At 73.0% G+C, this 26,958-nt stretch carries 23 protein-coding genes; 4 read left to right on the forward strand and 19 right to left on the reverse strand.

Annotated features, from left to right (window positions below; all coding sequences use genetic code 11):
• Window positions 1-89: 89 nt before the first annotated feature.
• The 15 genes from WCD74_RS04100 to WCD74_RS04165 form a co-directional block, all read right to left on the reverse strand.
• Window positions 90-1,421, reverse strand: a complete 1,332-nt coding sequence (locus tag WCD74_RS04100; protein WP_337693542.1) for a dicarboxylate/amino acid:cation symporter — start codon at window positions 1,419-1,421, stop codon at window positions 90-92.
• 156 nt (window positions 1,422-1,577) lie between these two features.
• On the reverse strand, window positions 1,578-2,831 hold the full coding sequence (locus WCD74_RS04105; protein ID WP_337693543.1) for an aldehyde dehydrogenase family protein: 1,254 nt from the start codon (window positions 2,829-2,831) through the stop codon (window positions 1,578-1,580).
• A gap of 193 nt (window positions 2,832-3,024) precedes the next feature.
• Complete coding sequence (gene proB / locus WCD74_RS04110) at window positions 3,025-4,191, reverse strand: glutamate 5-kinase (RefSeq protein WP_337693544.1); 1,167 nt, start codon at window positions 4,189-4,191, stop codon at window positions 3,025-3,027.
• The gene (obgE, locus tag WCD74_RS04115) at window positions 4,176-5,690 is read right to left on the reverse strand and encodes a GTPase ObgE (protein ID WP_337693545.1); all 1,515 of its coding nucleotides are present in this window, start codon (window positions 5,688-5,690) and stop codon (window positions 4,176-4,178) included. Before obgE ends, proB begins: the two co-directional genes overlap by 16 nt.
• Before the next feature lie 79 nt (window positions 5,691-5,769).
• Window positions 5,770-6,027, reverse strand: coding sequence for a 50S ribosomal protein L27 (gene rpmA / locus WCD74_RS04120; protein WP_018335422.1), 258 nt, complete (start codon window positions 6,025-6,027; stop codon window positions 5,770-5,772).
• A 13-nt stretch (window positions 6,028-6,040) separates the two neighbouring features.
• On the reverse strand, window positions 6,041-6,340 hold the full coding sequence (rplU, locus tag WCD74_RS04125; protein WP_337693546.1) for a 50S ribosomal protein L21: 300 nt from the start codon (window positions 6,338-6,340) through the stop codon (window positions 6,041-6,043).
• A 148-nt stretch (window positions 6,341-6,488) separates the two neighbouring features.
• Window positions 6,489-9,755 carry an Rne/Rng family ribonuclease gene (locus WCD74_RS04130; RefSeq protein ID WP_337693547.1) on the reverse strand — a complete coding sequence of 1,089 codons (3,267 nt, stop codon included), beginning with the start codon at window positions 9,753-9,755 and terminating at the stop codon, window positions 6,489-6,491.
• Between the two features lie 132 nt (window positions 9,756-9,887).
• Complete coding sequence (locus WCD74_RS04135) at window positions 9,888-10,736, reverse strand: TIGR03936 family radical SAM-associated protein (RefSeq protein WP_337693548.1); 849 nt, start codon at window positions 10,734-10,736, stop codon at window positions 9,888-9,890.
• Window positions 10,733-12,730, reverse strand: coding sequence for a TIGR03960 family B12-binding radical SAM protein (locus tag WCD74_RS04140; RefSeq protein WP_337693549.1), 1,998 nt, complete (start codon window positions 12,728-12,730; stop codon window positions 10,733-10,735). The genes WCD74_RS04135 and WCD74_RS04140 overlap by 4 nt, the downstream gene beginning before the upstream one ends.
• A 48-nt stretch (window positions 12,731-12,778) precedes the next feature.
• Window positions 12,779-13,186 carry a nucleoside-diphosphate kinase gene (gene ndk, locus WCD74_RS04145; protein ID WP_337693550.1) on the reverse strand — a complete coding sequence of 136 codons (408 nt, stop codon included), beginning with the start codon at window positions 13,184-13,186 and terminating at the stop codon, window positions 12,779-12,781.
• An 88-nt stretch (window positions 13,187-13,274) separates the two neighbouring features.
• Window positions 13,275-13,421, reverse strand: a complete 147-nt coding sequence (locus WCD74_RS04150; protein ID WP_337693551.1) for a hypothetical protein — start codon at window positions 13,419-13,421, stop codon at window positions 13,275-13,277.
• A 17-nt stretch (window positions 13,422-13,438) separates the two neighbouring features.
• Window positions 13,439-13,822 (reverse strand): DUF4233 domain-containing protein, encoded by a 384-nt coding sequence (locus WCD74_RS04155; protein WP_337693552.1) that lies wholly within the window; start codon window positions 13,820-13,822, stop codon window positions 13,439-13,441.
• A complete protein-coding gene (folC, locus tag WCD74_RS04160) occupies window positions 13,819-15,360 on the reverse strand; it encodes a bifunctional tetrahydrofolate synthase/dihydrofolate synthase (RefSeq protein ID WP_337693553.1) in 1,542 nt (513 codons plus the stop codon). Before folC ends, WCD74_RS04155 begins: the two co-directional genes overlap by 4 nt.
• A 61-nt stretch (window positions 15,361-15,421) precedes the next feature.
• Window positions 15,422-15,541: an MFS transporter small subunit gene (locus WCD74_RS30030; protein WP_425604925.1), complete on the reverse strand. Its 120-nt coding sequence runs from the start codon at window positions 15,539-15,541 to the stop codon at window positions 15,422-15,424.
• Window positions 15,538-16,884 carry an OFA family MFS transporter gene (locus WCD74_RS04165; protein ID WP_337693554.1) on the reverse strand — a complete coding sequence of 449 codons (1,347 nt, stop codon included), beginning with the start codon at window positions 16,882-16,884 and terminating at the stop codon, window positions 15,538-15,540. Before WCD74_RS04165 ends, WCD74_RS30030 begins: the two co-directional genes overlap by 4 nt.
• A 107-nt stretch (window positions 16,885-16,991) precedes the next feature.
• On the opposite strand from WCD74_RS04165, the gene fdhD reads away from it, so the two are divergent.
• Together fdhD and WCD74_RS04175 are read left to right on the forward strand one after the other, a co-directional pair.
• Window positions 16,992-17,834 carry a formate dehydrogenase accessory sulfurtransferase FdhD gene (gene fdhD / locus WCD74_RS04170; RefSeq protein WP_337693555.1) on the forward strand — a complete coding sequence of 281 codons (843 nt, stop codon included), beginning with the start codon at window positions 16,992-16,994 and terminating at the stop codon, window positions 17,832-17,834.
• 61 nt (window positions 17,835-17,895) lie between these two features.
• Window positions 17,896-18,843: an alpha/beta hydrolase gene (locus WCD74_RS04175; RefSeq protein ID WP_337693556.1), complete on the forward strand. Its 948-nt coding sequence runs from the start codon at window positions 17,896-17,898 to the stop codon at window positions 18,841-18,843.
• Between the two features lie 262 nt (window positions 18,844-19,105).
• On the opposite strand, the gene clpX is transcribed toward WCD74_RS04175, so the two are convergent.
• From clpX to tig, 4 genes are all read right to left on the reverse strand, one after another.
• Window positions 19,106-20,392 (reverse strand): ATP-dependent Clp protease ATP-binding subunit ClpX, encoded by a 1,287-nt coding sequence (clpX, locus tag WCD74_RS04180; protein WP_337693557.1) that lies wholly within the window; start codon window positions 20,390-20,392, stop codon window positions 19,106-19,108.
• A gap of 198 nt (window positions 20,393-20,590) precedes the next feature.
• A complete protein-coding gene (locus WCD74_RS04185; protein ID WP_337693558.1) occupies window positions 20,591-21,244 on the reverse strand; it encodes an ATP-dependent Clp protease proteolytic subunit in 654 nt (217 codons plus the stop codon).
• Window positions 21,245-21,255: 11 nt separating this feature from the next.
• Window positions 21,256-21,855: an ATP-dependent Clp protease proteolytic subunit gene (locus WCD74_RS04190; protein WP_337693641.1), complete on the reverse strand. Its 600-nt coding sequence runs from the start codon at window positions 21,853-21,855 to the stop codon at window positions 21,256-21,258.
• 171 nt (window positions 21,856-22,026) lie between these two features.
• Window positions 22,027-23,490: a trigger factor gene (tig, locus tag WCD74_RS04195; protein ID WP_337693559.1), complete on the reverse strand. Its 1,464-nt coding sequence runs from the start codon at window positions 23,488-23,490 to the stop codon at window positions 22,027-22,029.
• Between the two features lie 171 nt (window positions 23,491-23,661).
• On the opposite strand from tig, the gene WCD74_RS04200 reads away from it, so the two are divergent.
• Both WCD74_RS04200 and WCD74_RS04205 read left to right on the forward strand, forming a co-directional pair.
• Entirely contained in the window at window positions 23,662-24,579 is a 918-nt protein-coding gene (locus WCD74_RS04200; RefSeq protein ID WP_337693560.1) for an aldo/keto reductase, read from the forward strand.
• A 303-nt stretch (window positions 24,580-24,882) separates the two neighbouring features.
• Complete coding sequence (locus tag WCD74_RS04205; protein ID WP_337693561.1) at window positions 24,883-26,952, forward strand: NAD(+) synthase; 2,070 nt, start codon at window positions 24,883-24,885, stop codon at window positions 26,950-26,952.
• Window positions 26,953-26,958 lie beyond the last annotated feature (6 nt).

Here is a 26,958-nt window from a genome sequence, read left to right on the forward strand (position 1 = left end):
GGCCGTCACCCGAGCGGTCGGCGTCGTCCGGCCGCGGCCGTCGGGGGGAGCGGCCGGGCACCTCGGTGCCCGGCCGTGCCCCACCGTTGTCAGGCGGGCTGCGACACCGGCTCGTCGGTCTGCTCGCGGTCGGTCTGCTCGCGGTCGGTCTCCCGCTCGAGCAGCCCCTCCTGCGCCGCCACCAGGGTCGGCACCGCGACCTGGCCGGCGACGTTCGTCGCCGTCCGCATCATGTCCATGATCGGGTCGATGCCGATGATCACGGCGATGCCGGCCGCGATGAGCTGCGGCGGCATGCCCACCGCGGCCAGGGTCAGCGTGAGCATCGTGAACCACCCGGTGGTGCCCGCGGTGGCGAGCGCCCCGAAGACCGCCACGCCGACGATCACGACGTACTGCCAGACCCCGAGCGGGAAGCCGGCCAGGTGCGCGACGAAGATCGTCGCGAGCGCGGGGTAGACCGCCGCGCAGCCGTCCATCTTGGTCGTGGACCCCAGCGGTACGGCGAAGCCCGCGTAGTTGCGCTCGACGCCCAGGTCGATCGCGGCCTGGCGGGAGAACGGCAGCGACGCGCCCGAGGAACGGGACACGAACGCGAACTGCAGCGTCGGCCACGTGACCCCGAAGAAGCGGCGCGGGCCGATCCCGGCGACGACGCGCAGCAGCACCGGGTACACGACGAACAGCACCAGGGCGCAGCCGAGGTAGACCGTGCCGATCAACCCGAGCAGGGAGCCGACCACACCGGTCCCGTAGGTGGCGAAGGCGTTGCCGATCAGACCCAGCACGCCGACCGGCGCGAGCACGATGATGCCGCGGATGACCGTGAGCACCACCTCGAAGGCCGACCGGGAGAACGTCACGAAGGGCTGTGCCTTCTCGCCCAGCGCGTAGGCGGCGGCCCCGACGAGCAGCGCGGCCACCACCACCTGCAGGACGTTGTTCTCGGCGAAGGCGGCGACCGGGTTCGAGGGCACCAGGTCGGTGAGGAAGGCACTCCACGACCCGGTGGTCCTCGCGTCGACCTCCGCGACGTCGGCCGGGTCGGCGGTGAGCGAGAGGCCCTGGCCCGGCTGGAACACCAGGCCGATCGCGAGCCCGATGAGGACCGCGATCAGCGACGTCCCCGCGAACCAGGCGACGGTGCGGCCGCCGAGCCGGGCCGCGGTCCGCCCGCCGCCGAGGTCGCGGAGGCTGACGATGCCGACCACGATCGCGAGGAAGACCAGCGGGGCGACCGTGAACTGCAGCAGGTTCGTGAACAGCGTGCCGATGGTGTCGAGGGTCCCGGCGAGCCACTCGGCGCCGGTGACGCGGGCGACGATGCCGAGGACGGCGCCGAGGACGAGCCCGGCGAGGGTGAGCAGGGCGAACACGCGCGGGGCCTTCCAGGCACGGGCGGCGCGGACGACGAGAGACAACGGGAGTTCCTTCACGGATGACGACGGGTGGGTGGACGCGTCAGCGTCGACACCCACTACTCATCCGACGGCACAGGTCGATGACCCGCCGTCGCACCAGGTACGTACCTCTCCCGTGCACGGTTCCCTCAACGCACGGGCGGGACGTCGTGTTCCCTAGCCGAGCCCGACGGCGGTCGAGGCCGGGACCACCACGAACTGCCGCAGCACCAGGTCGGTGAAGACCACCGGGCCGCGTGGGCCGGGCACGTGGTCCACGTTGATGCCGGTCTCGGGCACGCGGCGCAGCTTGAAGCCGTCCAGCAGCCGCGTGGTGGCGTTCCAGAAGGCGCCGGTGCCGGCGTAGGTGTCGAGGAAGGTCCGGGCGGCGGCCTCGTCGGCGGTGACCACGGTCGCGGCGAGCCCGGAGGTCTCCCGGTTGGCGATCGCAGCCGCGTCCGCCGGGCCCTGTGCGGGGGCGAGGGTCACCGTCGCCTCGTGCCCGTCGTCGAGGGCCCACTCGTGGCCCAGGGCGTGGTCGTGGGGCGGCATCGAGGCGGTCACGCCGGCGTCGGCGAGCAGCTTGACCAGGATCGGCGTCACGGCGTCCCACTGCGGCGCGTCGACCAGGAGCAGGTTCAGCCGGTTGCAGACGCCGAGCCGGTCCACCGACTCCGTCACGAGCTTCGCGGCCAGCTCCGGGTCGGCCGCGCGGTCCACGTAGAGCACGCCGCCGCCGTCGGCGTGGGCGAGGGTGCGCACGCCGTGCTGCGCGGCCTCGAGTCCGAGCGCCCGCGTCGTCTCCCCGGAGCCGCGCAGGATCACCAGCGGGATCAGCCCGGGACGGCGGACCAGCTCGACCGCGCACTCGCGACTCGCGTCGCCCACCAGCGTCACCGCGTCCGCCGGCAGCCCGGCCGCGGCCAGCGCCGGCCCGACCACGTCGGCCATCAGCGCACTCGCCGACGCCAGCGCCGCGCCGCCGGTGCGCAGGACCCCCGCGTTGCGCGACTTCACCAGCTGCGACGCGACGTCGACAACCACGTTCGGTCGCGCCTCGAAGTTCGCCCCGATCACGCCGACGGGCCGCCGGCGCTCGATCAGGCGCAGCCCGTCCGGCCGTTCCTCGACGACGGTGTCCCGCGGCGGCACGGGGACCTCGGCGAGGCCGCGCAGCGACTCGGCCATCGCCGCGAGCCGGTCCTCGTCGAGGCGCAGCCGGTCGAGCAGCGCCCCCGTCATCCCCGCGTCCCGGGCGGCGGCGAGGTCGGCCGTGTTCGCGACGGCGAGGGTGGGCGCCTTCGACACGAGCAGGTCGGCCATCCCGCGCAGCGCCGCGGCGATCTGCGCCTCGCCCGCCGCCGCCATCGCCGGTGCGGCGGCGGCCGCCCGCTCGCCGCAGTCGGTGACGATGTCGGCGGGAGTGCTCATCGGACCAGTATGCCGATCTCGCCTGGAGGGTCGGCTCGGGCGGTGCGTCAGCAATGGTCCGTTGCTGACGTCAGGTGCACGAACGGCGCCACTCGCGCATCGGAGGCGGACCGCCCGTGATGTGTGAATGGCGCATCTCGGACGTCAGGTGTCAGCAACGGTCCATTGCTGACACACCGGAGGGGCGGCGACCTCAGACCGGCGCCGGACGCCGACCGACCGGCACGAGGTCGTCGGCGTGCACGACCTCCCGCCGGAACTCCGGGGCCAGGTCCCGGGTCTTGCGGCCGACGAGCTCCGGCATCTCCTCGGCGTCGAACGCCACCACGCCGCGGGCGACCGTCTCTCCGTGCGGCCCCACCAGCTCCACGACGTCACCGGCCTCGAAGTCGCCGTCGGACCCGGTGATCCCCGCCGCCAGCAACGACCGCCGCTTCGCCGCCGGGCCGGAGGCCACCGCCCGCACCGCCCCGTCGTCGAGGTGGAGCCGCCCGCGCGACCCGGCCATGTGGCGCAACCAGAACCGGCGCGCCGAGAGCCGCGGGCCGGTCGGGGCGAACACCGTGCCGACCTCCCCGCTCGTCAGCGCCCGCGCCGCGTCCGCCGCCCCCGCGACGAGCACCGGCACGCCGGCACCCGAGGCCAGGTCGGCCGCCGCGAGCTTGGAGGCCATGCCACCGGTACCGACCGACGCCGCGCCCGGCCGGGCGACGCGCACGGCGGCGAGGTCGGCCATCCCGTGCACCTCGTCGAGCATGGCCGCCCCGGGCAGGCGGGGGTCGTCGTCGTACACGCCGTCGACGTCGGAGAGCAGCACCAGCGCCTCCGCCCCGACGATGTGCGCGACGAGGGCGGCGAGCCGGTCGTTGTCGCCGAAGCGGATCTCGTCCGTGGCCACGGTGTCGTTCTCGTTGACCACCGGCACCACCCCGAGTCCGAGGAGGCGCTCGAAGGTGCGCTGGGCGTTCCGGTAGGGCGCCCGGCGGACGACGTCGTGGCTGGTGAGCAGGACCTGCCCGACGACGCGGTCGTGCCGGGCGAACGCATCGGCGTAGGCCCGCGTGAGGTGCAGCTGCCCGACCGAGGCGGCAGCCTGCTGGGTCGCGAGGTCCCGGGGGCGGCGGGTCAGGCCGAGCGGGGCGAGCCCGGCCGCGATCGCGCCGGAGGACACCAGGATCACCTGCGTGCCGGCGGCGGCCCGGCCCGCGACCGCGTCCACCAGGGCGTCCAGCCGCGAGACCTCGAGCCCGCCGGAGACGCTCGTCAACGACGACGACCCGATCTTGACGACGAGCCGCCGCGCGCCCTGCACGGTCGCGCGGGCCCCGGTGCTCGCCCCCGGGATCACTCCTCGTCCCACCCGTAGGAGTCTCCGCCGTCGACCCAGGACGGGACACCGAGTTCCGCGTCGTCGCGGTGCCGGCGGCGTTCACCCCGCGCGGCCTTGCGCTCGGCCGCCGACACCCGGTCCACGCGGCCCGCGCCGTCCACCCGGACGTCCGTGCCCCGGACGTGCCCGCCGAGGGCGGCGATGCCGGCCGGGGTCGACGGCTCCCAGTCGAAGGTGTGCACGCCGATCGTCACCATGTCGCCCGCGGACGCCCCGGCCTCGGCCAGGGCCTCCTCGACACCGAGCTTGGCGAGCCGGTCGGCCAGGTAGCCGACGGCCTCGTCGTTGCTGAAGTCGGTCTGGCGCACCCACCGCTCGGGCTTCTCACCGCGGACGACCCACGCCGGGCCCTCGTCCGCGTCGACCGTGGGATCGGCCGCGACCGTGAACCCGGTGTCGTCGACCGCCTTGGGCCGCAGCACCACCCGCGGCGGCACCGTGACCAGCGCCGACGCCCGGGCCTCGGACACCGCACCGGCCATCAGAAAGGTCAGCTCCCGCAGCCCGGTGTGGGCCGCGGTCGAGATCTCCACGACCGGCCACCCGAACTCCTCGACGTCGGGACGGACCAGCTCGGCGAGATCGGCGGCGTCCGGGACGTCCATCTTGTTCAGGGCGACGATGCGGGGCCGCTCGGAGAGGTCCGTGCCCAGGGCCGGGGTGTAGGCGGCCAGCTCGGCCTCGAGCGCCCGGATGTCGGAGACCGGGTCGCGGTCGGTCTCGAAGGTCGCGCAGTCCACGACGTGCACCAGCACCGAGCACCGCTCGATGTGCCGCAGGAAGTCCAGGCCGAGCCCCTTGCCGCCGGACGCCCCCGGGATGAGCCCCGGGACGTCGGCCACCGTGAACGTCGACTCCCCCGCACTGACCACCCCGAGGTGCGGGGTCAGCGTGGTGAACGGATAGTCCGCGATCTTCGGTCTCGCCGCCGACAGCGCGCTCACCAGCGACGACTTGCCCGCCGACGGGAAGCCGAGCAACCCGACGTCGGCCATCGAGCGGAGCTCGAGCACGAGGTCACGCGACTCCCCCGGTTCGCCGAGCAGCGCGAAGCCGGGCGCCTTGCGGGCCGGACTCGCGAGGGCGGCGTTGCCGAGCCCGCCGCGACCACCTTCGGCGGCGACGTAGCGCATGCCGGGGGCGCTGAGGTCGCCGAGCACCTCGCCGTCGGGCGACATCACGACGGTGCCCTCGGGGACGGCGAGCTCCACGTCGTCGGCGTTCGCGCCGTTGCGGAAGGAGCCCTGGCCGGGCCGCCCGTTGCCGGCGACCGCGTGCGGGCGGTGGTGGAAGTCCAGGAGGGTGTGCACGCCGGGGTCGGCGACGAGCACGACGTCCCCGCCTCCCCCGCCGTTGCCGCCGTCCGGGCCGCCGAGCGGCACGAACTTCTCCCGACGGACCGAGGTGCATCCGTGCCCGCCGGAGCCGGCGGTCACGTGCAGGGTCACGCGGTCGACGAACCGCGCCATGGTGGATCCTTCCTCGACACAGACGAAGGGGCGGACCCGACCGGGCCCGCCCCTCGCCTGCTGTGCTGCTGGAAGAGGCTCAGGCCTCGACCGGCACGATGTTGACGTTCTTGCGCCCGGCCTTGGTGCCGAAGGTGACAGCCCCCGGGATCAGGGCGAACAGCGTGTCGTCCCCGCCGCGGCCGACGCCGACGCCGGGGTGGAACTTGGTGCCGCGCTGGCGGACGAGGATCTCGCCGGCCTTCACGACCTGACCGCCGAAGCGCTTGACCCCGAGCCGCTGGGCGTTGGAGTCGCGACCGTTGCGGGAGCTGGATGCACCCTTCTTGTGAGCCATGTGTTCCGCTCCCCTACTTCGAGATGCCGGTGATCTCGACCTGGCTGTAGCGCTGGCGGTGGCCGACGCGCCGCTTGTAGCCGGTCTTGTTCTTGTACTTCATGATCCTGATCTTCGGGCCCTTCGCCTCACCGCGGATGCTCCCGGTGATCGAGACCTTGGCGAGGTCGTCGGCGGAGGACAGCACGGTCGACCCGTCGACCACGAGCACGGGCTGCAGGTCGACCGAGTCGCCGTCCAGCAGCTCCACGTCGAGGACGTCGCCGACCGCGACCTTGTACTGCTTGCCGCCGGTCTTCACGATCGCGTACATCTCGGACGCAGGCTCCTGTCGTGCTGGACGTTCGGTCTGGTTCGGGAGGCGCGCCCCGATCGGGGCGCCTCACCGTGTGCCGGCGTGGTCCACCCCGGCACTGCTCGTTCCACGATACCCGCCGCCTTCCCGACGACGGGCGACGGGGTCAGTTCCCGACGGCCCCGACCGGCGGGCCGGCCGGCCGCGACGCGGTGCGCCGGCGCCGCCTGGGCGTCGGCTCCGCGTTCCCGACGGCGGGTGCGGCCGCCTCGGGCGCTCCGGAGTCGCCGGGGTCCGGCTCGGCCACGGGCGTCGGCGCCACCATCGCCCCGATGCGTCCGGTGATGAAGGGCTGGTCGGGCTCCTCGGACACCGGCGCCGGCGCGGGCGTCCCGGGGGACTCCTCGGCCAGGTCGGCCTCGAGGGCCACCTCGGACTCCTCGCCGGCCTCGGCGGCCGTCTCCTCGGCGTCCTCGGCCGCGTCGACCGTGGCGTCGGACGTCCCCGGGGCCGGCTCCTCGGCCTCCCCGGACTCCTCCGACTCCTCCGACTCCTCCGACTCCTCCGACTCCTCCGACTCCCTGGCCTGGTCGACCTCCAGGGCCACCTCGGGCTCCTCGGCCTCGGCCGCCGTCGCGTCCGCGGCCGGCCCGGCCGGGTCGGGCCCCGCGGCCGACGGCTCGGTCGTGCCGGTCGACTCGTCCGCGAGGTCGGCCTCCAGCACCACCTCCGGAGCCTCGGTCTCCGCGGCCTCCTCCGTCTCCGCGGGGCGGCGGGCGGCGAACTCGGCGGGGCTCGGGACGTGCCCGGCGACGCCGTTCGCGGTCTCGGTCACCGTCGTCGGCGAGCCGCCCTCGGACGACGCGCCGCGCCGGCCGCGGCCACGCCGGCGACCCGACCCGGACGAGCCGTTCGAGGAGCTCTCGGAGGAGCCGTTCGACGACCCGTTCGACGACCCGCTCGATGAGCCGGCGGACGCGCCGTTCGTCGAGCCCCGCCCGGTGTCGTGCTGGTGGCCGCCGTTCGTGCCGATCACCGGCTCGGTGGACACGATGACGCCCCGGCCCTTGCAGTGCTCGCAGACCGTGGAGAACTCGTCCAGCAGGCCCTGCCCGACGCGCTTGCGGGTCATCTGCACCAGGCCCAGCGAGGTCACCTCGGCGACCTGGTGGCGGGTGCGGTCGCGGCCGAGGCACTCCGTGAGCCGGCGCAGCACGAGGTCCCGGTTCGACTCCAGCACCATGTCGATGAAGTCGATGACGATCATGCCGCCGATGTCGCGCAGCCGGAGCTGGCGCACGACCTCCTCGGCGGCCTCGAGATTGTTGCGGGTCACCGTCTCCTCGAGGTTGCCCCCGGAGCCGGTGAACTTGCCGGTGTTGACGTCGACCACGGTCATCGCCTCGGTGCGGTCGATCACCAGGGTGCCGCCGGAGGGCAGCCAGACCTTGCGGTCCAGCGCCTTCACCAGCTGCTCGTCGATGCGGTACGCGGCGAACACGTCCTCGGGGCCGGTGTGGCGGGACAGGCGGGGCACGAGGTCGGGCGCCACGTGCGAGATGTAGCCCTCGAGGGTCTCCCAGGCCTGCTCGCCGGAGATCACCAGCGACGAGAAGTCCTCGTTGAACATGTCGCGCACGACGCGGATCAGCAGGTCCGGCTCCTCGTGCACGAGCGAGGGCACCTTGGGCTTGTTCTTGCCCTTGCCCTCGGCCGCGTCCTGGCCGGTGCTCGAGATGACCTCCCACTGCGCGGCGAGCCGGCGCACGTCGGCGTCGAGCTCGGCCTCCTCGATCCCCTCCGCGGCGGTGCGGATGATGACCCCGGCCTCGTCGGGGACGATGCGCTTGAGGATGTCCTTGAGGCGCTTGCGCTCCGGCTCGGGCAGCTTGCGGCTGATGCCGGTGGCGCCGCCGCCGGGGACGTAGACCAGGAAGCGGCCGGGCAGGCTGATCTGGGTGGTCAGGCGCGCGCCCTTGTGGCCGACCGGGTCCTTGGTGACCTGCACCAGCACGGAGTCGCCGGACGACAGCGCGTGCTCGATCTTGCGCTGCTTGCCGTCCAGCCCCGCGGCGTCCCAGTTGACCTCGCCGGCGTAGAGCACCGCGTTGCGGCCGCGCCCGATGTCGACGAAGGCCGCCTCCATCGAGGGCAGCACGTTCTGCACGCGGCCGAGGTAGACGTTGCCGACCATCGAGTTCTGCCCGATGCCCGCCACGAAGTGCTCGACCAGCACGCCGTCCTCGAGGACGCCGATCTGGCTGCGGTCCGCCTGCTGGCGCACGACCATGGTCCGCTCGACGGCCTCGCGGCGGGCCAGGAACTCCGACTCGGAGAGGATCGACGGACGGCGGCGGCCGGCCTCGCGGCCGTCGCGGCGCCGCTGGCGCTTCGCCTCGAGGCGGGTCGAGCCCTTGACGCCCTTGACCTCGTCGTCGCTGGAGCGCTTCGGCTCGGTCTTCTCGCGGACGTGGGTGACGGTGTTCGGTGGGTCGTCCGGCGTCGAGGACGCGTCGCCGGAGTCGTCCGACCCGCGCCGGCGACGCCGACGACGCCGACGGGACGAGCCGGACCCGGACTCCGCGGAGTCGTCGGCGGAGTCGTCGGAGTCGTCGTCCGACTCCTCGGAGGTCTGGTCCTCGGCGTCCTCGGACTCGTCCGACGACGCGTCGTCGTCGGTCGACTCGTCGTCGGGCCCGTCGTCCCCGCCCCGGCCGCGGCCACGACCGCGGCGGCCCCGACGGCGGCGCCGGCGGCCGGACTCGTCGTCACCGTCGGAGTCGGTGCCGTCGGTGGCCGGGCCGGACGTGTCCGAGGTCTCGTCGTCGGACGCCTCGTCGGCGGCCGGAGCGGTCTGCTCCTCGGGGGTCTCGGTGCGGTCCGGGGTGACCACGCCGGACGACCGGCTGCCCCGGCGCCGACGCCGGCCGCCACCGGTGGGCTCGCCCTCCTCCCCGCCGCCGGGCGCCGCGGGCGTGGTGACGTCCGGGGCCAGGAAGAGCGCGGCCGGGGCGGACGAGATCGCGCCCGTCACCGGCGCCTCCGCGGCGGTGGTGTCGGTGGTGTCCTGGGTGTCCGACCCGTCCAGGGAGTTCACGGACTCCGCGGTGTCGGGCATGACCGGGAGGTCCGGGAGCGCCGGGGGCTCCTCCGCGGCGGCCGGCTCCTCGGGCGGCGTCGCGCTCGGGAAGAAGTACTCCACCACCCGCGAGACGGTCGGGCGGTCAACGCTGGACTGGGCGCTGCGGGCGGCCACCTCGAGGCGGGCGAGCACCGCGAGCACCTCACGGCTGGACGAACCGACCAGCCTCGCCAGCGCGTGGACCCGCAGCTTGTCGGGAAGCGCGGCCAGGGCGGCCTCGTCGGGGCGACCCGACCCCGGGGTCGGTTCCGACGCGGTGGACGCCTCGGGGAGGGCCTCGTTCTCGGTCATGCAACTCCTTCGGCCCCCGGGCGCGACCTCGCGGTCGCGGCCACACGAGGGCATCGCGTGGTCTCGCCTGGATGACCGTCCACCACAGCTCGGGCGGCCACGGAGATCTCGGGACGTGCCGCCCGGTGCGGGTCAGCGACCGGTCGGGTCGCGGTCCGCCTCGAGCGGGTCGAGCAGCGCTCCGGTGTCGTCGAGCCGGCCCTGCGCCGTCCTCGTCGCCATGACGGGGACGGGCGGCTCCAGCCCGGCGACGGTCCGCAGTGCGCTCACCACGTCGTCGGGTCGTACAGCCGGCGTGGTGTGCCGTACGACCGCCGACAGTGTCCCACACACCGCCGAGCGCGCATGCGTTCGGCGGTCGGTGATCGCGGTCGGGCGTGTCGATCGCGTGTCATCCGCCGTTCGGTCATCGTTCGGGTGACGCTCGGCGCCCGCTTCCATGACGTCCTGGACGACGCCGATGTCGACCAGCGCCGCCCGGACGTCCAGGGTCCGCGGACCGTTCTTGGTCATCCGCTCGACCTCGACGACCTCGCGGGCGAGGACGGCCGCGACGGCGGCGCGGAGGTCGTCCGGGGCGACCCCGGGCATCTCGATGCGCCATGCGCTGCCGTCGATCCGGTCCGCGAGCGCCCCGGGCCCCGCGCGGACCACGTCGAGGACGACGACGCCCTCCGGCAGTACGGCGTCGACCTCGCGCGCCAGGTCCTCGGGCGCGAGCTCGGCCGTCAGCCCGATCTCGACGAACTCGGCCTCGCTGGCCGCCCCGGTGGGGGCGGCCCCGATCCACGACAGCCGCGGGTGCGGGCTGAAGCCCTGGGAGAGCGAGACCGGCACCCCGGCACGGCGCAGCGCCCACTCCATGGCGCGCGCCACGTCGCGGTGGGAGCTGAACCGGGCCCGGCCGCGCTTGGCGAAGCGCATCCGGACCTTGGCCACCGTCGGCGCGGACGGGTGCGCGGCCTGACCCTGGTAGCTCATGGCGAGAGCCGCGGGTTGTGCACCGGCGTCGACGTCCGGTGCTCGACCGGCGTCAGCGACAGCATCCGACCGGTCGCGACCATGTCGCCCGCCGTCGGGCCGATCTGGATCTCGGTGCCCATCTGCGGGCAGACGCCGCAGTCGAAGCACGGCGTCCAACGGCAGTCGTCCTGCTCCCGGGAGTCCAGCGCGTCCTGCCAGTCGTCCCAGAGCCAGCCGCGGTCCAGGCCGGAGTCGAGGTGGTCCCAGGGCAGGACCTCGTGCTGGTCGCGCTCGCGGGTGGTGAACCAGGCGAGGTCCACGCCACGCGGGGGCAGCTCCTGGGCCGCCGCGGACTCCCAGCGCTCGAAGGAGAAGTACTCGCTCCAGCCGTCGAAGTGCCCGCCGTCGCGCCAGACCGCCTCGATCACGGCGCCGACCCGGCGGTCGCCGCGGGAGAGCAGTCCCTCGATCAGTGAGGGCTGCCCGTCGTGGTAGCGCAGGCCGACGTTGCGGCCCAGCGACCGGTCGGAGTTGATCGCCTCGCGCAGCTGTCGCAACCGGGAGTCGACGACCTCCGGCGCGGTCTGCGCCGCCCACTGGAACGGGGTGTGCGGCTTCGGCACGAAGGCGCCGATCGACACGGTGGCCCGGACGTCCCCGCGCCCGGCCGCCTTGCGCCCGGTGCGGACGACCTCGTGCGCCATGGCGGCGATCTGCAGGACGTCCTCGTCGGTCTCGGTCGGGAGCCCGCACATGAAGTACAGCTTCACCTGCCGCCAGCCGTGCTCGTAGGCGGTGGCGACGGTGCGGATGAGCTCCTCCTCGGAGACCATCTTGTTGATCACGCGGCGGAGCCGTTCGGATCCGCCCTCCGGGGCGAACGTGAGCCCGGAGCGGCGCCCGGAGCGGGTGAGCTCCTCGGCGAGGTCGACGTTGAACGCGTCCACGCGGGTGGAGGGCAGCGAGAGGCCGGTGCCGGTGCCCTCGTAGCGGTCGGCGAGGCCCTTGGCGATCTCGCCGATCTCCGAGTGGTCCGCGCTGGAGAGCGACAGCAGACCGACCTCGGAGTAGCCGGAGGCCTCCAGGCCCGCCTCGACCATCTCCGAGACGCCCTTCTTGGACCGCTCGCGCACCGGCCGGGTGATCATCCCGGCCTGGCAGAAGCGGCAGCCGCGGGTGCACCCCCGGAAGATCTCGACGCTCATCCGCTCGTGGACGGTCTCGGCCATCGGCACCAGCGGCTTGCGCGGGTAGGGCCAGTCGTCCAGGTCGCTGGTGGTGCGCTTGTGGATCCGCTCGGGCGCGGCCGGGGAGGTCGGGCGCACGGCCGCGATGGACCCGTCGTCGTGGTAGTCGACCGCGTAGAGGCCGGGGACGTAGACCCCGGGCACCCCGGCGAGCCGTTCCAGCGTCGCGTACCGCGACAGGCCCTCGGCCTTGGCCGCCTTGACGACGTCGGTGATGTCGCCGACGACCTCCTCGCCGTCCCCGAGCGCGACCAGGTCGACGAAGTCCGCGATCGGCTCCGGGTTGAACGCCGCGTGCCCGCCGGCGAGCACGAAGGGGTGCTCGGCGGTGCGCTGCGCGGCGTGCAGCGGGATGCCCGCGAGATCGAGGATCTCCAGCAGGTTCGTGTAGCCGAGCTCCGTCGCGAACGAGACCCCGAGGACGTCGAACGCCGCGACCGGACGGTGCGCGTCGACGGTGAACTGCGGGACGTCGTGCTCGCGCATCAGGGCCGCGAGGTCGGGCCAGACGGCGTAGGTGCGCTCGGCCAGCGCGTCCGCGCGCTCGTTGAGGACCTCGTAGAGGATCATGAGGCCTTGGTTCGGCAGCCCGACCTCGTACGCGTCCGGGTAGCAGAGCGCCCAGTGGACCTCGGCGTCCGCCCACGGCGTCACCGTCGCGTTGCGCTCACCGCCGACGTACTGCACGGGCTTGCGCACCCGCGGCAGCAGTGGCTCGAGCCGGTCGTACACCGACTCCGGAGCGGTCGTGACATCGAGGGACATGGTTCTCCAGGGTAAGGGGCCGGGTGCACCGGCCCCTCCCCCAGTCCCTCAGCCGAACCAGAGCTTGATCTCGCGCTCGGCCGACTCCGCGGAGTCCGAGCCGTGCACGATGTTCGACCCCGTCTCCAGCGCCAGGTCGCCGCGCAGCGAGCCGGGCGTCGCCTTCTCCACCGGGTCGGTACCGCCGGCGATCTGCCGGAACGCCGCGATCGCGCGCGGGCCCTCGACGACCATCGCCGCCACCGGGCCGGAGGTGATGAACTCGATCAGCTCGCCGAAGAACGGCCGCTCCGCGTGCTCCGCGTAGTGCTGCTCGGCCACGGACCGCTCGACGTTCTTCAGCTCCAGCGAGACCAGCCGCAGCCCCTTGCGCTCGATGCGCGAGATGACCTCACCGATCAGACCGCGCTGCACGCCGTCCGGCTTCACCAGCACCAGGGTGCGCTCGTCGGACACGGCGCTCCTCTCCGTTCACGATTCCTCGGGGACCGGGAGGAGCCTACTGAGACCCGGGACGCACGCTCCGGTGCGGGTCGAGCCGGGCTCAGCGCGGCGCGATGCGTTCCTCGAGCAGGTCGCCCGCGTCCAGGTCGATCTCGTCGACGTCGATCGACGTCCGGCGCGCACGCCGGCTCTCCCGTGTCTTGTCCCGCGAGCGCTGCGCGCGGCGGGCGCGGTTGTCGGAGCCCATCGCCATACCATGGCAGCTCACTGCGAGGCGAACCAGGCCTCCTGCCGACGAATCACCTCGCGGCGCATCCAGAGCATCAGGCCCCAGACCAGGCAGAAGATCAGCCCCAGGAGCCCGAGCGACGGCGAGAGCACCCACCCGAGCAGCATCAGGACCTGCAGCCCGACGGCGAAGCGCAGCCCCCACGGCTTCAGGATCACGACGCAGCCCACGACCATGCCGACGGTCAGCACGACGACGAGCACGAGCTTGGGCGCGGTGATCCCGCCCTCTACGTAGTTCATCACCGGCAGCACCAGCGGCACCGCGATGGCCTCCAGGACCAGGCACGCGGACGCCGGGCCGCGGAAGGCGCGTCGCGGGTCGGGCGGGCGGACCGGTTCCTCCTCCGCCGAGGTCACGACGGCTCCCGCCCGAGCAGGGTGCGCGCCTCGCCGGCCGCGACCACCGAACCGATGACGAGCACCCCGCCGCCCGCGGTGGCCCCGTCGTCGGAGACCTCCTCGGACATCGAGATCGCGGTCTCGAGCGCGGCGTCCATCCGCGTCTCCACCACGACCCGCTCCGAGCCGAACCGCCCGACGGCGAGCGCGCCCAGCTCGTCGGGGTCCATCGCCCGCGGCGAGGACATGCCCGTCACCACGATCTCGTCGAGGATCGGTTCGAGCGCGGCCAGGATCCCGTCGGCGTCCTTGTCGGCCATGACGGCGACGACGCCGACGAGGCGCCGGAACGAGAACTCCTCCTTCACCGCGGCCGCGGCCGCCGCCGCGCCGTGCGGGTTGTGCGCCGCGTCGACCACCACCGTCGGGGCCGACCGCAGCCGCTCCAGCCGCCCGGGCACGCGCACGGCCGCGAAGGCGTCGCGCACCGCCTCGAGGTCGAGCTTGCGCGAGGACCCCGCCCCGAAGAACGCCTCGACCGCCGCGAGGGCCAGCGCGGCGTTGCCGGCCTGGTGCTCGCCGAACAGCGGCAGGTAGATGTCGTCGTACTCGCCGGCGAGGCCCTGCAGCCGCAGCTGCTGGCCCCCGACCGCCACCGACCGCTCCAGCACCCCGAACTCGACCCCGGAGCGGGCGACCTCCGCGTCGACCTCCACGGCGCGCTCGAGCAGCACCTGGGCCACCTCCGGGGTCTGCTGCGCGAGCAGCGCCACCGAGCCCGGCTTGATGATCCCGGCCTTCTCCCGCGCGATCCCGGCGAGGTCCGAGCCCAGGTAGTCCTGGTGGTCCAGCCCGATCGGGGTGATGGCGGCGACCGCGCCGTCCGCGACGTTGGTCGCGTCCCACGACCCGCCCAGGCCGGTCTCGACGACCGCGACGTCGACCGGGGCGTCGGCGAAGGCCGCGAACGCCATCGCCGTCAGGACCTCGAACTTCGAGCAGTGCACGCCGTCCACCGCATCGCGGGCGCGGTCGACCACCCCGACGAACGGCGCGATCTCCTGCCAGGTCTCCATGTAGCGCCGGGCGGAGATCGGGTGCCCGTCGAGGGCGATCCGCTCGGTGACGCGCTGCAGGTGCGGGCTGGTGTAGCGGCCGGTGCGCGGCCCGATGCGGGTCAGCAGCGCGTCGATCATGCGCGTGACCGACGACTTGCCGTTGGTCCCGGCGATGTGCACGATCGGGTAGGAGCGCTGCGGCTCGCCCAGCACGTCGCAGAGGGCCCGGATCCGGTCGAGCGACGGCGCGATGCGCGTCTCCGGCCAGCGCCGGTCGAGCTCGGCCTCGACCTCGCGCAGCGCCGCGAGGTCCTCGGCGGTGTCGTGCTCGGCGGCGGGCACGGCGTCCGGGTCGGGCCCGGTGCGGACCATCGCGTCCGCCAGGGCGCCACCGCCCGCCGTCGTGTCGCCCCCCGCGGCCGCGAGGAGCTGGGCGAGTTCGTCCGCGTCGGTGTCGCCCGCGGCGTCGGTGTCGAAGGTGTCGGGCTCGTAGCGCATCGCCCTCGATCCTACGACCGGGAGACGGAGCGCAGCGGAGCTCGACCCCGGCGGCACCGCGTCAGAACAGGGCGGGGAGCTTGATCACCAGCTGCCACACCCCGTACAGGAACGGGATCAGCACCCACAGCCACGCCACGACCGTGAGTACGGTCCGGCCGCCGCTCGTCGCCTGGCTCATCGCGCCGCCTCCTCCCGCACCGGGGTCTCGGTGCTGTCCACGTAGTGCTTCGGGTCGACCGGCCGGACGAGCTCGTTGGCGATGAAGCCGACCACGAGCAGGGCGATCATGATCGTGAAGGACACGCTGTACTTGGCGGGGCCCTGGACGTCACTGCGGGCGTCGACGATCGCGTTGACCACCAGCGGGCCGAGCACGCCGGCCGCCGACCAAGCCGTCAGGAGCCGGCCGTGGATCGCGCCGACCTGGTAGGTGCCGAAGAGGTCCTTCAGGTACGCGGGGATCGTCGCGAAGCCGGCGCCGTAGAACGACAGGATGAGCAGCGAGGCGATCAGGAAGACGACCTTGTTGCCCTCGCCGAGCGTGAGGATCACCAGGTAGAGCAGGGCGCCGACCCCGAGGTAGAGCCGGTAGATGTTCTTGCGGCCCACCACGTCGGACGTCGAGGACCAGATGAACCGGCCCAGCATGTTGGCCAGCGACAGGATCGACACGAACGCCGCGGCGGCCCCGGCGACCAGCTGCGCCGGACCCGTCGTCGCGAAGAAGTCCTTGTAGATGTCGTTCGCGCGCTCCAGCAGGCCGATCCCGGCCGTCACGTTGAAGCACAGGATGATCCAGAGCAGCCAGAACTGCGGGAGCTTGACCGCGGTCTGCGCGGAGACCGCGAGGTCGTCCCGGACGGCCTGCGCGGCCTGCTGCGGGGCGTTCGGCGGGGTCCAGTCGTCCGCGGGCACCCGGACCAGCAGCCAGCCCACCGACATGAAGATCGCGTAGCCGACGCCCATCACGGCGAACGTCGAGGCGAGCCCGCCGGAGGACGTGCCGAAGGCCGCGAGCAGGTTCGTCTCGATCGGCGACGCGATCAGCGCCCCGCCGCCGAAGCCCATGATCGCGATGCCGGTGGCCATGCCCGGCCGGTCCGCGAACCACTTCATGAGGGTCGAGACCGGGGAGATGTAGCCGATGCCCAGGCCGATGCCGCCGAGCGCGCCGTAGCCCACCACGACGAGCCAGTACTGCCCGAGCGCGAGGCCGAGGGCGGAGACCAGGAAGCCCGCGGAGAAGAAGATCGTGGACATGAACATCGCCCACCGGGGCCCGCGGCGCTCCACGGTGGTGCCCACGATGGCGGCGGAGAGCCCCAGCATGATGATGGCGAGCTGGAACGGGAGCGCGGTCACGGTGCCCGAGAGCCCGAGGCCGTTCCCGAGCCCGGTCTTGAGCACGCTCCACGCGTAGGCCTGCCCGATCGCGAGGTGGACGGCCAGGGCCGCCGGCGGGACGAGCCAGCGACTCCAGCCCGGCGGTGCGACGATGGCGGAGCGGTCGAGGAAACCCATCGTGTCCTCCTACGGGCGCAACCGTGTGTGACGGGCGTGTGACCGGGCGACTATGTCACCGCTGTCCGAGTCCCACCATTCGAGCGAGTGCGAGCGAGGTGGTCACCGTGGGCCGAGTGACGGTGCGTCGTCCGGTCGTGCGCGTGCGCGAGCAGGGCGTGTCCCGGCGACCGGACGCCCTGGCCGCCGAGGAACCGCTGGAGATCCGCATCGACGGGAAGCCGCTGGCGGTGACGATGCGGACCCCGGGCCACGACGTCGAGCTCGCCCACGGTTTCCTGCTCACCGAGGGCGTCATCACCTCGGCGGACGACATCGCCACGGCCCGCTACTGCGACTCCGTCGACGACACCGGCCGGAACACCTACAACGTCCTCGACCTCGCCCTGGCACCCGGCGTCGCCCCGCCCGACGACTCGGTGGAGCGACGCTTCTACACGACCTCCAGCTGCGGGGTGTGCGGCAAGGCGTCGCTGGACGCCGTCCGGACCCGCACCGCCTTCTCCCCCGCCGACGACCCGGTCTCGATCCCCGCCGAGGTCCTGTTCTCCCTCCCCGACTCCCTCCGGGCCGCCCAGAAGGTGTTCGACTCGACCGGCGGGCTGCACGGTGCCGGGCTGTTCCGCGCCGACGGCACGCTGCTCGCCGTGCGCGAGGACGTGGGCCGGCACAACGCGGTGGACAAGGTCGTCGGGCACGCCCTGCTCTCGGGGGCGGTGCCGGCCGCCGGTACGGTGCTGATGGTCTCGGGCCGGGCGTCGTTCGAGCTGACCCAGAAGGCCGTCATGGCCGGGATCCCCGCGCTGGCCGCGGTGTCGGCACCGTCGTCGCTCGCGGCCGAGATGGCCGAGGACGCGGGCATGACGCTGGTCGGCTTCCTGCGTGGACGGTCGATGAACATCTACGCTGGCGCCTCCCGCGTCACCGGGGTCGACGGGGATCCTGGGTAACACCGTCCGGCGCCGGGACCGATACCGCGTCGTGACGACGGGTCCGGGCGAGGGGAGAGGTGTGTCGGGGCAGCAGCGGCTGAGCCGTCGTCGGCTCCTCGCCGGGGGTGGCGCGGTCGTCGGGGCGGGAGCCCTGGCCGCCGGGGCCACGGCACTGGCGGGCGCGTTCGGCACCCCGGCGCCCATCCCCCAGCGCGTCCCCGCGGCCCCGCGCCCGCCCCGCGCACCCGACGCCGTGTCCACCGTGGAGTGGGAGACCTCAGGCGCCCGGAACCGCTCGGTGCGCCTCGTGATCACCTCGCCGGCCGGCGTCGACCGCACCACGCTGCCGGTGGCGGTCGGCCTGCACGGCCTCGGCGGCAACGCCCTCTGGTGGGGCGACCCCGGCATGCGCCGTGCCCTCGGCACCGCGTGGGCCTCCGGGGTGCCGCGCTTCGCCGTGGCCGCCCTGGACGGCGGGGACAACTACTGGCACCCGTTCCGCCTCGGCGACGACCCGATGCGGATGCTGCTCGACGAGCTGCCGGTCTGGCTGGGCGAGCGCGGCATGGCCCGCGACACCGCGGGCGTCCCGGTCCTCGCGAGCGGCGTGTCGATGGGCGGGGCCGGCGCGCTGATGTACGCGCGGGCGCGGGCGCAGCGGCAGGCCCCGGTCAAGGCGGTCGCGGCGATGTCGCCGGGCCTGTTCCTCGACTGGGCGGTGGCCGTGCGGCGGCCGTTCGCCGGGCCCGCCGACTGGGCGGCGAACGACCCGCTGCGCTTCTACCCGGAGCTCGCCGGCACCCCGACGGGGATGTGGTGCGGCGACCGCGACGCGTTCGCCCCGGCCGTGCGTCGCTACGTCGAGCTGGCCCGCCCGCAGTACTCGCGGATCAGCCCCGGCGGCCACACCGGCTCGTACTACGCCACGATCCTGCCGCAGGTCATCGCGTTCCTGGGCCAGCACGTCGCGCCGACGACGCTGCCGTTCGGCCCGGCGTCGTCGTCGCGGACGTACCCGCACCTGTAGGCGAGGCCGCCCTCGCACCCGAGTGCGACATGAGGCATGCCGAACGGCCCGGGAACCTGCGCCATGTCGCACTCGGCGAGGCGGCCCACGGCACCGGCCCGCCCCTCGCACCCGAGTGCGACATGAGGCATGCCGAACGGCCCCGGAACCTGCGCCACGTCGCACTCGGCGGAGGAGAGTGACCTCCCGCAACGACGAACGGGCCGCCCGTCACGCAAGAAGGTGACGAACGGCCCGCTCGTGGGATTCGGGGCGGTGCGGCTCAGGCCGACTTGTCGCGGCGCTCCCGCCGGGACGGCTGGCGCGGGACGATCGTCGGGTTGACGTTGTCCTTGACCGTCTGCTCGGTGACGACCACCTTCGCGACGTCGTCGCGGCTGGGGATGTCGTACATGACGGGGTTGAGGACCTCTTCCATGATCGCCCGCAGGCCGCGCGCGCCGGTACCGCGCAGGATGGCCTGGTCGGCGATCGCCTCGAGGGCCTCCGGGGAGAACTCGAGCTCGACCCCGTCCATCTCGAACAGCTTCTGGTACTGCTTCACGAGCGCGTTGCGCGGCTCGGTGAGGATCTGCACCAGGCTGGGCTTGTCGAGGTTCGACACCGACGCCATCACCGGCACGCGGCCGATGAACTCGGGGATCAGGCCGAACTTGATCAGGTCCTCGGGCATGGTGTCGGCGAAGGACTCCGCGGACTCCATCTCGGCCTTCGACCGGATGTCCGCGCCGAAGCCGAGACCGCCCTTGCCGACCCGCTCTGCGATGATCTTCTCGAGGCCCGCGAAGGCCCCGGCCACGATGAACAGGACGTTCGTCGTGTCGATCTGGATGAACTCCTGGTGCGGGTGCTTGCGCCCGCCCTGCGGGGGCACGCTCGCCGTCGTGCCCTCGAGGATCTTCAGGAGGGCCTGCTGGACGCCCTCGCCGGAGACGTCGCGCGTGATCGACGGGTTCTCCGACTTCCGCGCGATCTTGTCGACCTCGTCGATGTAGATGATGCCGGTCTCGGCGCGCTTGACGTCGTAGTCCGCGGCCTGGATCAGCTTCAGCAGGATGTTCTCGACGTCCTCGCCGACGTAGCCGGCCTCGGTGAGCGCCGTGGCGTCGGCGATCGCGAACGGGACGTTCAGCAGCTTCGCGAGCGTCTGCGCGAGGTAGGTCTTCCCGCACCCGGTCGGGCCGAGCATGAGGATGTTCGACTTCGCCAGCTCGACGGTGTCGTCCGCCCGGGAGTTCTCCCGGTTCTTCTCCCCCGCCTGCACCCGCTTGTAGTGGTTGTAGACGGCGACCGAGAGCGTCTTCTTCGTGTCGTCCTGACCGATGACGTACTGGTCGAGGAACTCGTGGATCTCGGTGGGCTTCGGGAGCTCGTCGAGCTTGACCTCACCGGCCTCGGCGAGCTCCTCCTCGATGATCTCGTTGCAGAGGTCGATGCACTCGTCGCAGATGTACACGCCGGGGCCGGCGATGAGCTTCTTGACCTGCTTCTGGCTCTTCCCGCAGAACGAGCACTTCAGCAGGTCCCCGCCGTCACCGATGCGTGCCATCGCAGCAGACCTCGTGTCCCATCCGGCGCACCCGGACGGTGCGCGCTGTCGTGATTGACCGTACCCGTCGGATCCGCCGGGGCGGGAGGCTTCGGGGTGCGGCGATCCTGCTGGTCGTACCGCCGGACGGGGCGACGACGCGCCGTCCCGGCCGGGCGACGCGGTGGGCGGTCGGGGACGACCACCCACCGCGGGCGGCTACCGGTTCGCCGAGAGCTTCCGGCTGGCCACGACGTCGTCGATGATCCCGTAGTCCTTGGCCTCGTCGGCCGTGAGGATCTTGTCGCGCTCGATGTCGTCGCGAACCTGCTCCGCGGTGCGGTTGGTGTGGTTCGCGAGCGTCGTCTCGAGCAGCCGGCGCATGCGGGTGATCTCGTTGGCCTGGATCTCCAGGTCGGAGGCCTGCCCGTAGAAGCCCTCGGTGGCCGGCTGGTGGATCATCACCCGCGCGTTCGGCACCGCCAGGCGCTTGCCCGGCGCACCGGCCGCCAGCACGACCGCCGCCGCCGAGGCGGCCTGCCCGAGGCAGACCGTCGCGATGTCCGGCCGGACGTACTGCATGGTGTCGTAGATCGCCATGAGCGCGGTGAACGAGCCGCCCGGCGAGTTGATGTACATGGTGATGTCGCGGTCCGGGTCGTTGGACTCCAGGAACAGCAACTGCGCCATGACGTCGTTCGCGGACGCGTCGTCGATCTGCACCCCGAGGAAGATGATGCGTTCCTCGAAGAGCTTGTTGTAGGGGTTCGACTCCTTCACGCCGTAGCTCGTCCGCTCGACGAACGACGGCAGGATGTAGCGGGCCTCCGGCGACGCCGCGGCACGCCCACCCGGAACGTGAAGCTCACTCATGGTGCGTCTCCTCAGGCGCTGGTGCCGTTGCCGTTCGAGCGGGTCTCGCTCGCCCGGGTGACGACGTGGTCGATGAAGCCGTACTCCTGCGCCTCGTACGGGTCGAACCAGCGGTCGCGGTCGGAGTCGGCCGTGATCTGCTCGAAGGTCTGCCCGGTGTGCTCGGCGATCAGCTCGGCGAGCTGGCGCTTGAGCTTGCGCAGCGACTCCGCGCGGATCGTGATGTCGGTTTCCGTGCCGCCGAGGCCGCCGGAGGGCTGGTGCATCATGATCTGCGCGTGCGGCAGGGCCAGCCGCTTGCCCGGGGCACCCGCCGAGAGCAGGAACTGCCCCATGGAGGCCGCGAGGCCCATGGCCACGGTGGAGACGTCGGGCTCGATCCACTGCATGGTGTCGTAGATCGCCATGCCCGCCGAGACGGAGCCGCCCGGCGAGTTGATGTAGAGCGTGATGTCGGTGTTCGGGTCCTCCGCGGACAGCAGGAGGAGCTGGGCGGAGATCTGGTTCGCGATCGAGTCGTTGACCTCCTGGCCGAGAACGATGATCCGTTCCCGCAGGAGGCGCTCGTAGACCGAGTCGTTGAGCGTCATCGACCCGCCGGCGGACCGCATGACCGCCCCGGACGGGTCGGAGAGGTGCTGGCTCACCTGTCCCTGCTTTCCTTGGGTGTTGGGGTTCTGACGCAGCGCTGCTGACGACACTAACGATCGCGGCGGCCGCGATCGTCCGTCACGGGCGCGTGTTCGCTGTGGGCACACGCGCCCGGGACCGGACGCGGGGACTCAGGCCTTCGGCGCGGAGGCGTCGGCGGTCTCGTCGGCCTCGGCGCCCTCGACGACGACGGCGTCGGAGTCCTCGTCGGTGCCGGACGCGACCGTCGCGGTCTCGTCGGCGACCTCGGCCGCCTCCTCGCCGTCCTCCGGCGTGGCGGTGCCGAACAGCTCGGAGAGGTCGACCTCCTCGCCGTCGGGGCCGAGGACCGTCGCGGCCTGCACCACCGACGCCAGCGCCTTGCCGCGGCGCACGTCGGCGAAGATCGCACCCAGCTGGTTGGCCTCCTGGGCCTGCTGGATGTACTGCTCGGGGCTGATGCCGAAGCGCTGGGCCTGCATGAAGATGCGCTCCATCAGCTCCTGCTGGTCGACCTGGACCTCGCCCTTCTCGGCGATCTCGTCCAGCAGCAGCTGGGTCTTCACGGCCTGCTCGGCCGTGGTGCGCAGCTCGGCGTCGAACTCCTCGCGGGTCTGCCCCTGGGACTCGACGTACTTGGTGAGCGCGGCCTCGTCGTGGTCGAACTCGTGCACGGCCTCGTGGGCGCGCACCTCGACCTCGGAGGCGACGACGCCCTCGGGGGCGGGGATGTCGGCGGCCTCGAGCAGCGCCTCGAGCACCTTGTCCCGCGCCTGCCCGGCCTGCTCCATCTTCTTGACCCGGCCGTGGCGCTCGCGCAGGTCGGCCTTGAGCTCGTCGAGGGTGTCGAACTCGCTCGCCAGCTGGGCGAACTCGTCGTCGGCCTCGGGGAGCTGACGCTCCTTGACCTGCGAGACGGTGACCGTGACCTCGGCCTCCTCGCCGGCGTGGTCGCCCGCGACGAGCTTCGTCGTGAAGGTCTTGGTGTCGTCGGCGGACATCCCGACGAGGGCCTCGTCGAGCCCCTCGATCAGCTGGCCGGAGCCGACCTGGTGGCTCATGCCGGAGGCCTGGGCCTCCTCGAGGGCCTCGCCGTCGACGGTGGCCGAGAGGTCGATGACCACGAAGTCGTCGTCCTGCGCGGGGCGCTGGACCCCGGACAGCGTGCCGAAGCGCGCCTGCAGACCCTTCAGCTGGTCGTCCACGTCCTCGTCGGTGACCTCGGCCGAGTCGACCGACACCGAGATCGTCGAGAACTCCGGCAGCTCGATGGTCGGCCGGACGTCGACCTCGGCGGTGAAGGCGATCTTGTCGCCGTCGTCGATCGAGGTGACCTCGATCTCCGGCTGCCCCAGCGGGTTGAGCTCGTTCTCGCCGACCGCCTCGCCGTACTTCTGCGGCACGGCGGTGTTGACGACCTCCTCGAGCACGACACCCCGGCCGAGGCGCTGGTCGAGGATGCGGGCGGGAGCCTTCCCCGGGCGGAAGCCGGGGATGCGGACCTGTCCGGCGATCTTCTTGTACGCCTGGTCGAAGGTCGGCTTGAGCTCGTCGAACGGCACCTCGACGGCGAGACGGACGCGCGTCGGCGACAGGTGCTCGACGGTGGACTTCACAGCTCGTTCTCCTCCGGGCGGGACTCCTCGATCGCGACCGGGGGTGTACGACGGTGACCCGTCAGGGGCCTCGACGTCGACACCCGCCCGGGCGTTGGCCGCGAGTCTAGACGTGCCCCCCGACATCGTGCCGTGGCGGCCCTGACCAGCACCGATGGATACGATGAGGCGATGGGTGAGTTCGCGCTGGGCCTCGCCGCGCTCGGCCGGCCGACCTACGTCAACCTCGGCCGCGACGGCGTGCACCGGTCGGTCGAGGAGCTGCGCACGCTCGCGCACGCCACGCTCGACGCCGCGTGGGACGCCGGGATCCGGTCCTTCGACGCCGCCCGTTCCTACGGCCGCGCGGAGGAGTTCCTCGGCACGTGGTTCGCGGCGCACCCGACCCGTCGTCGGGAGTGCCGCGTCTCGAGCAAGTGGGGCTACCGCTACACCGCGGACTGGGACCCGGACGCGGAGGTGCACGAGGTCAAGGAGCACACGCTCGGGCACTTCCGCACGCAGTGGGCGGAGACCCGCGACGTGCTCGGCCCGCCCGACCTCTACCAGGTGCACTCGCTGACCACGGACTCCCCGCTGTTCGACGACCGTGCGCTGCTCGACGCGCTCGGGGACCTGCGCGACGACGGGATCCGGCTCGGGTTCTCGACGTCGGGTCCCGACCAGGCCGACGCGGTGCGCCGCGGCCTCGCCCTGCGGGTCGGCGGCGCACCGCTGTTCACCGCGGTGCAGTCGACGTGGAACCTGCTGGAGACCTCGGTCGGGCCGGCGCTGACGGCGGCTCACGACGACGGGGTGCTGGTGCTGGTCAAGGAGGGCGTGGCCAACGGCCGGCTCGTCGTCGACCCGCCCGCGACGCTGTCCCGGGTCGCCGCCACCCACGGGGTCGGCCCGGACGCGGTGGCGCTCGCCGCGATCGCGGCGCAGCCGTTCGTCGACGTCGTGCTCTCCGGGGCGGCCGGCCCGGCGCAGCTCGCCGCGAACCTCGCCCCGGTCTCCCTGTCCGACGCCGAGCTCGAGGACCTGGCCGCGCTCGCCCGGCCCTCCGACGAGTACTGGACCCACCGCCGCGCGATGGCCTGGGTCTGACCCCCCGTCCGCTTCACACGGATGTGAGTCTGCGACCGTCGGCGCCGCACCGACGTCGTCATGGAAGGGCAGATCCGCGATGAGCAGGTTGCGTAGGGCCGGACGTGCGTTCGAGCGCGTGCTGGGCGTGTTCGACGTGATGGCGGGCTACGGCACGCGACGTCGGCGTCCCGCGAAGCGCCGCTGACCCCGCGCCGGGCCGGGGAGTCGGGGCCCCGGTCCGGTCCCGTTCGATCACGGGCGTCGATGTCGGACCGGTCGGGCACACTGCGGTCGCACGCGCAGTGATCACCGGGAGGGCCCGTGTCCGCGATCGGCTCGTACGACTTCACGAACGCCTACCGCCACGGCTTCGCGCGGGTGGCGGCCGCGACGCTGCGCACGTCCCTGGCCGACCCGCCCGCCAACGCCGACGCCGTCGTGGAGATGGCGCACACCTGCCACGACGAGGGCGCGGCGCTGGTCGTGTTCCCGGAGCTGACGCTCTCCGGGTACTCGATCGAGGACCTCCTGCTGCAGGACACGCTGCTCGACGCCGTCGAGACCGCGCTGGCCGACCTGGTGGAGCGCACCGCCGGTCTCACCCCGGTGCTCGTCGTCGGGGCCCCGCTGCGCCACCGGCACCGCATGTACAACTGCGCGGTCGTGGTCCACCGGGGGCGGGTCCTGGGGGTGGCGCCGAAGTCGTACCTGCCCACCTACCGCGAGTTCTACGAGCGCCGGCAGGCCGCCGCGGGCGACGACCAGCACGGCACGATCCGGCTGCAGGGCGCCGACGTCCCGTTCGGGCCGGACCTCCTCTTCGCCGCCACCGACGTGCCCGGCCTCGTGCTGCACGCGGAGATCTGCGAGGACATGTTCGTCCCGGTCCCGCCGAGCGCCGAGGCCGCCCTGGCCGGCGCCACCGTGCTGGCGAACCTGTCCGGCAGCCCGATCACCGTGGCCCGCGCGGACGACCGGCAGCTGCTCACGCAGTCCTCCTCGGCGCGGTGCGCCGCCGCGTACGTCTACGCCGCCGCCGGCGAGGGCGAGTCGACCACCGACCTCGCCTGGGACGGCCAGACCTCGATCCACGAGAACGGCCGGCTGCTCGCCGACACCGAGCGGTTCCCGGACGGCCAGCGGCACTGCGTCGCCGACGTCGATCTCGACCTGCTGGCCTCCGAGCGGCTGCGGATGGGCACGTTCGACGACAACCGGCGCCACCACGCGGAGCGGCTGGACCGGTGGCGCACCATCGAGTTCACCCTCGACCCGCCGGACGGCGACCTGGGCCTGCGGCGGGAGGTCGAGCGATTCCCGTTCGTGCCCGCCGACCCCTCGCGGCTCGCGCAGGACTGCTACGAGGCCTACTCGATCCAGGTGTCCGGGTTGGAGCAGCGGCTCCGCGCGATCGGCCAGCCGAAGATCGTCATCGGTGTGTCCGGCGGGCTGGACTCCACGCACGCCCTGATCGTCGCGGCCCGCGCGCTCGACCGGGCGGGGCGTCCGCGCAGCGACATCCTGGCCTTCACCCTGCCCGGCTTCGCCACCGGCGAGCGCACCAAGGGCAACGCGCAGCGGCTGTGCGAGGCCCTCGGCGTGACGTTCGCCGAGATCGACATCACCGAGACCGCCCGCCTGATGCTGGCGAACCTGGACCACCCGTTCTCCTCCGGCGAGCCCGTCTACGACGTCACCTTCGAGAACGTCCAGGCCGGGCTGCGCACCGACTACCTGTTCCGGGCCGCGAACCAGCGGAACGGGATCGTCCTGGGCACCGGGGACCTCTCGGAGATCGCCCTGGGCTGGTCCACGTACGGCGTCGGCGACCAGATGTCGCACTACAACGTCAACGGCGGGGTGCCGAAGACGCTCGTGCAGCACCTGATCCGCTGGGTGATCTCCTCGGAGCAGTTCGACGACGAGGTCGGCGAGGTCCTGCAGTCGGTGCTGGACACCGAGATCACCCCGGAGCTGGTGCCGGCGACCGAGGACGCCCCGGTGCAGTCCAGCCAGGAGAAGATCGGGCCGTACAACCTGCAGGACTTCACGCTGTGGCAGGTCCTGCGCCACGGGTCCCGGCCCTCGAAGATCGCGTTCCTGGCGTGGCACGCGTGGCACGACGCGGCGGCCGGGCCGTGGCCGCCCGGCTTCCCCGACGACGACCGGGTCGCCTACGACCTGCCCGAGATCCGCCGCTGGCTCGAGGTGTTCGTCCAGCGCTTCTTCCAGTTCGCCCAGTTCAAGCGCTCCGCGGTGCCGAACGGCCCGAAGGTCTCCGCGGGCGGGGCGCTCTCCCCGCGCGGCGACTGGCGGGCGCCCTCGGACTCCTCGGCGCGCATCTGGCTCGACGAGATCGCCCGCGAGGTGCCGGAGGCATGGCCGGCCTGACGCCCG

It is taken from the genome of Actinomycetospora aurantiaca (assembly GCF_037401875.1).
Lineage (GTDB): Bacteria > Actinomycetota > Actinomycetes > Mycobacteriales > Pseudonocardiaceae > Actinomycetospora > Actinomycetospora aurantiaca.

Bases quoted from the DNA above. Each gene is read 5' to 3' on its own strand.
- WCD74_RS04190 (WP_337693641.1), bottom strand. From the start codon at position 21,855: ATGCGGTCCGCCGGCGGGTCGATGACGCTCAACGACTCGGTCTACGAG.
- obgE (WP_337693545.1), bottom strand. From the start codon at position 5,690: ATGGCGCGGTTCGTCGACCGCGTGACCCTGCACGTGACCGCCGGCTCC.
- WCD74_RS04135 (WP_337693548.1), bottom strand. From the start codon at position 10,736: ATGAGCTACCAGGGTCAGGCCGCGCACCCGTCCGCGCCGACGGTGGCC.
- WCD74_RS04105 (WP_337693543.1), bottom strand. From the start codon at position 2,831: ATGAGCACTCCCGCCGACATCGTCACCGACTGCGGCGAGCGGGCGGCC.
- WCD74_RS04150 (WP_337693551.1), bottom strand. From the start codon at position 13,421: ATGGGCTCCGACAACCGCGCCCGCCGCGCGCAGCGCTCGCGGGACAAG.
- WCD74_RS30030 (WP_425604925.1), bottom strand. From the start codon at position 15,541: ATGAGCCAGGCGACGAGCGGCGGCCGGACCGTACTCACGGTCGTGGCG.
- clpX (WP_337693557.1), bottom strand. From the start codon at position 20,392: ATGGCACGCATCGGTGACGGCGGGGACCTGCTGAAGTGCTCGTTCTGC.
- WCD74_RS04200 (WP_337693560.1), top strand. From the start codon at position 23,662: ATGGGTGAGTTCGCGCTGGGCCTCGCCGCGCTCGGCCGGCCGACCTAC.
- WCD74_RS04140 (WP_337693549.1), bottom strand. From the start codon at position 12,730: ATGTCCCTCGATGTCACGACCGCTCCGGAGTCGGTGTACGACCGGCTC.
- WCD74_RS04165 (WP_337693554.1), bottom strand. From the start codon at position 16,884: ATGGGTTTCCTCGACCGCTCCGCCATCGTCGCACCGCCGGGCTGGAGT.
- folC (WP_337693553.1), bottom strand. From the start codon at position 15,360: ATGCGCTACGAGCCCGACACCTTCGACACCGACGCCGCGGGCGACACC.
- rplU (WP_337693546.1), bottom strand. From the start codon at position 6,340: ATGTACGCGATCGTGAAGACCGGCGGCAAGCAGTACAAGGTCGCGGTC.
- WCD74_RS04130 (WP_337693547.1), bottom strand. From the start codon at position 9,755: ATGACCGAGAACGAGGCCCTCCCCGAGGCGTCCACCGCGTCGGAACCG.
- WCD74_RS04185 (WP_337693558.1), bottom strand. From the start codon at position 21,244: ATGAGTGAGCTTCACGTTCCGGGTGGGCGTGCCGCGGCGTCGCCGGAG.
- rpmA (WP_018335422.1), bottom strand. From the start codon at position 6,027: ATGGCTCACAAGAAGGGTGCATCCAGCTCCCGCAACGGTCGCGACTCC.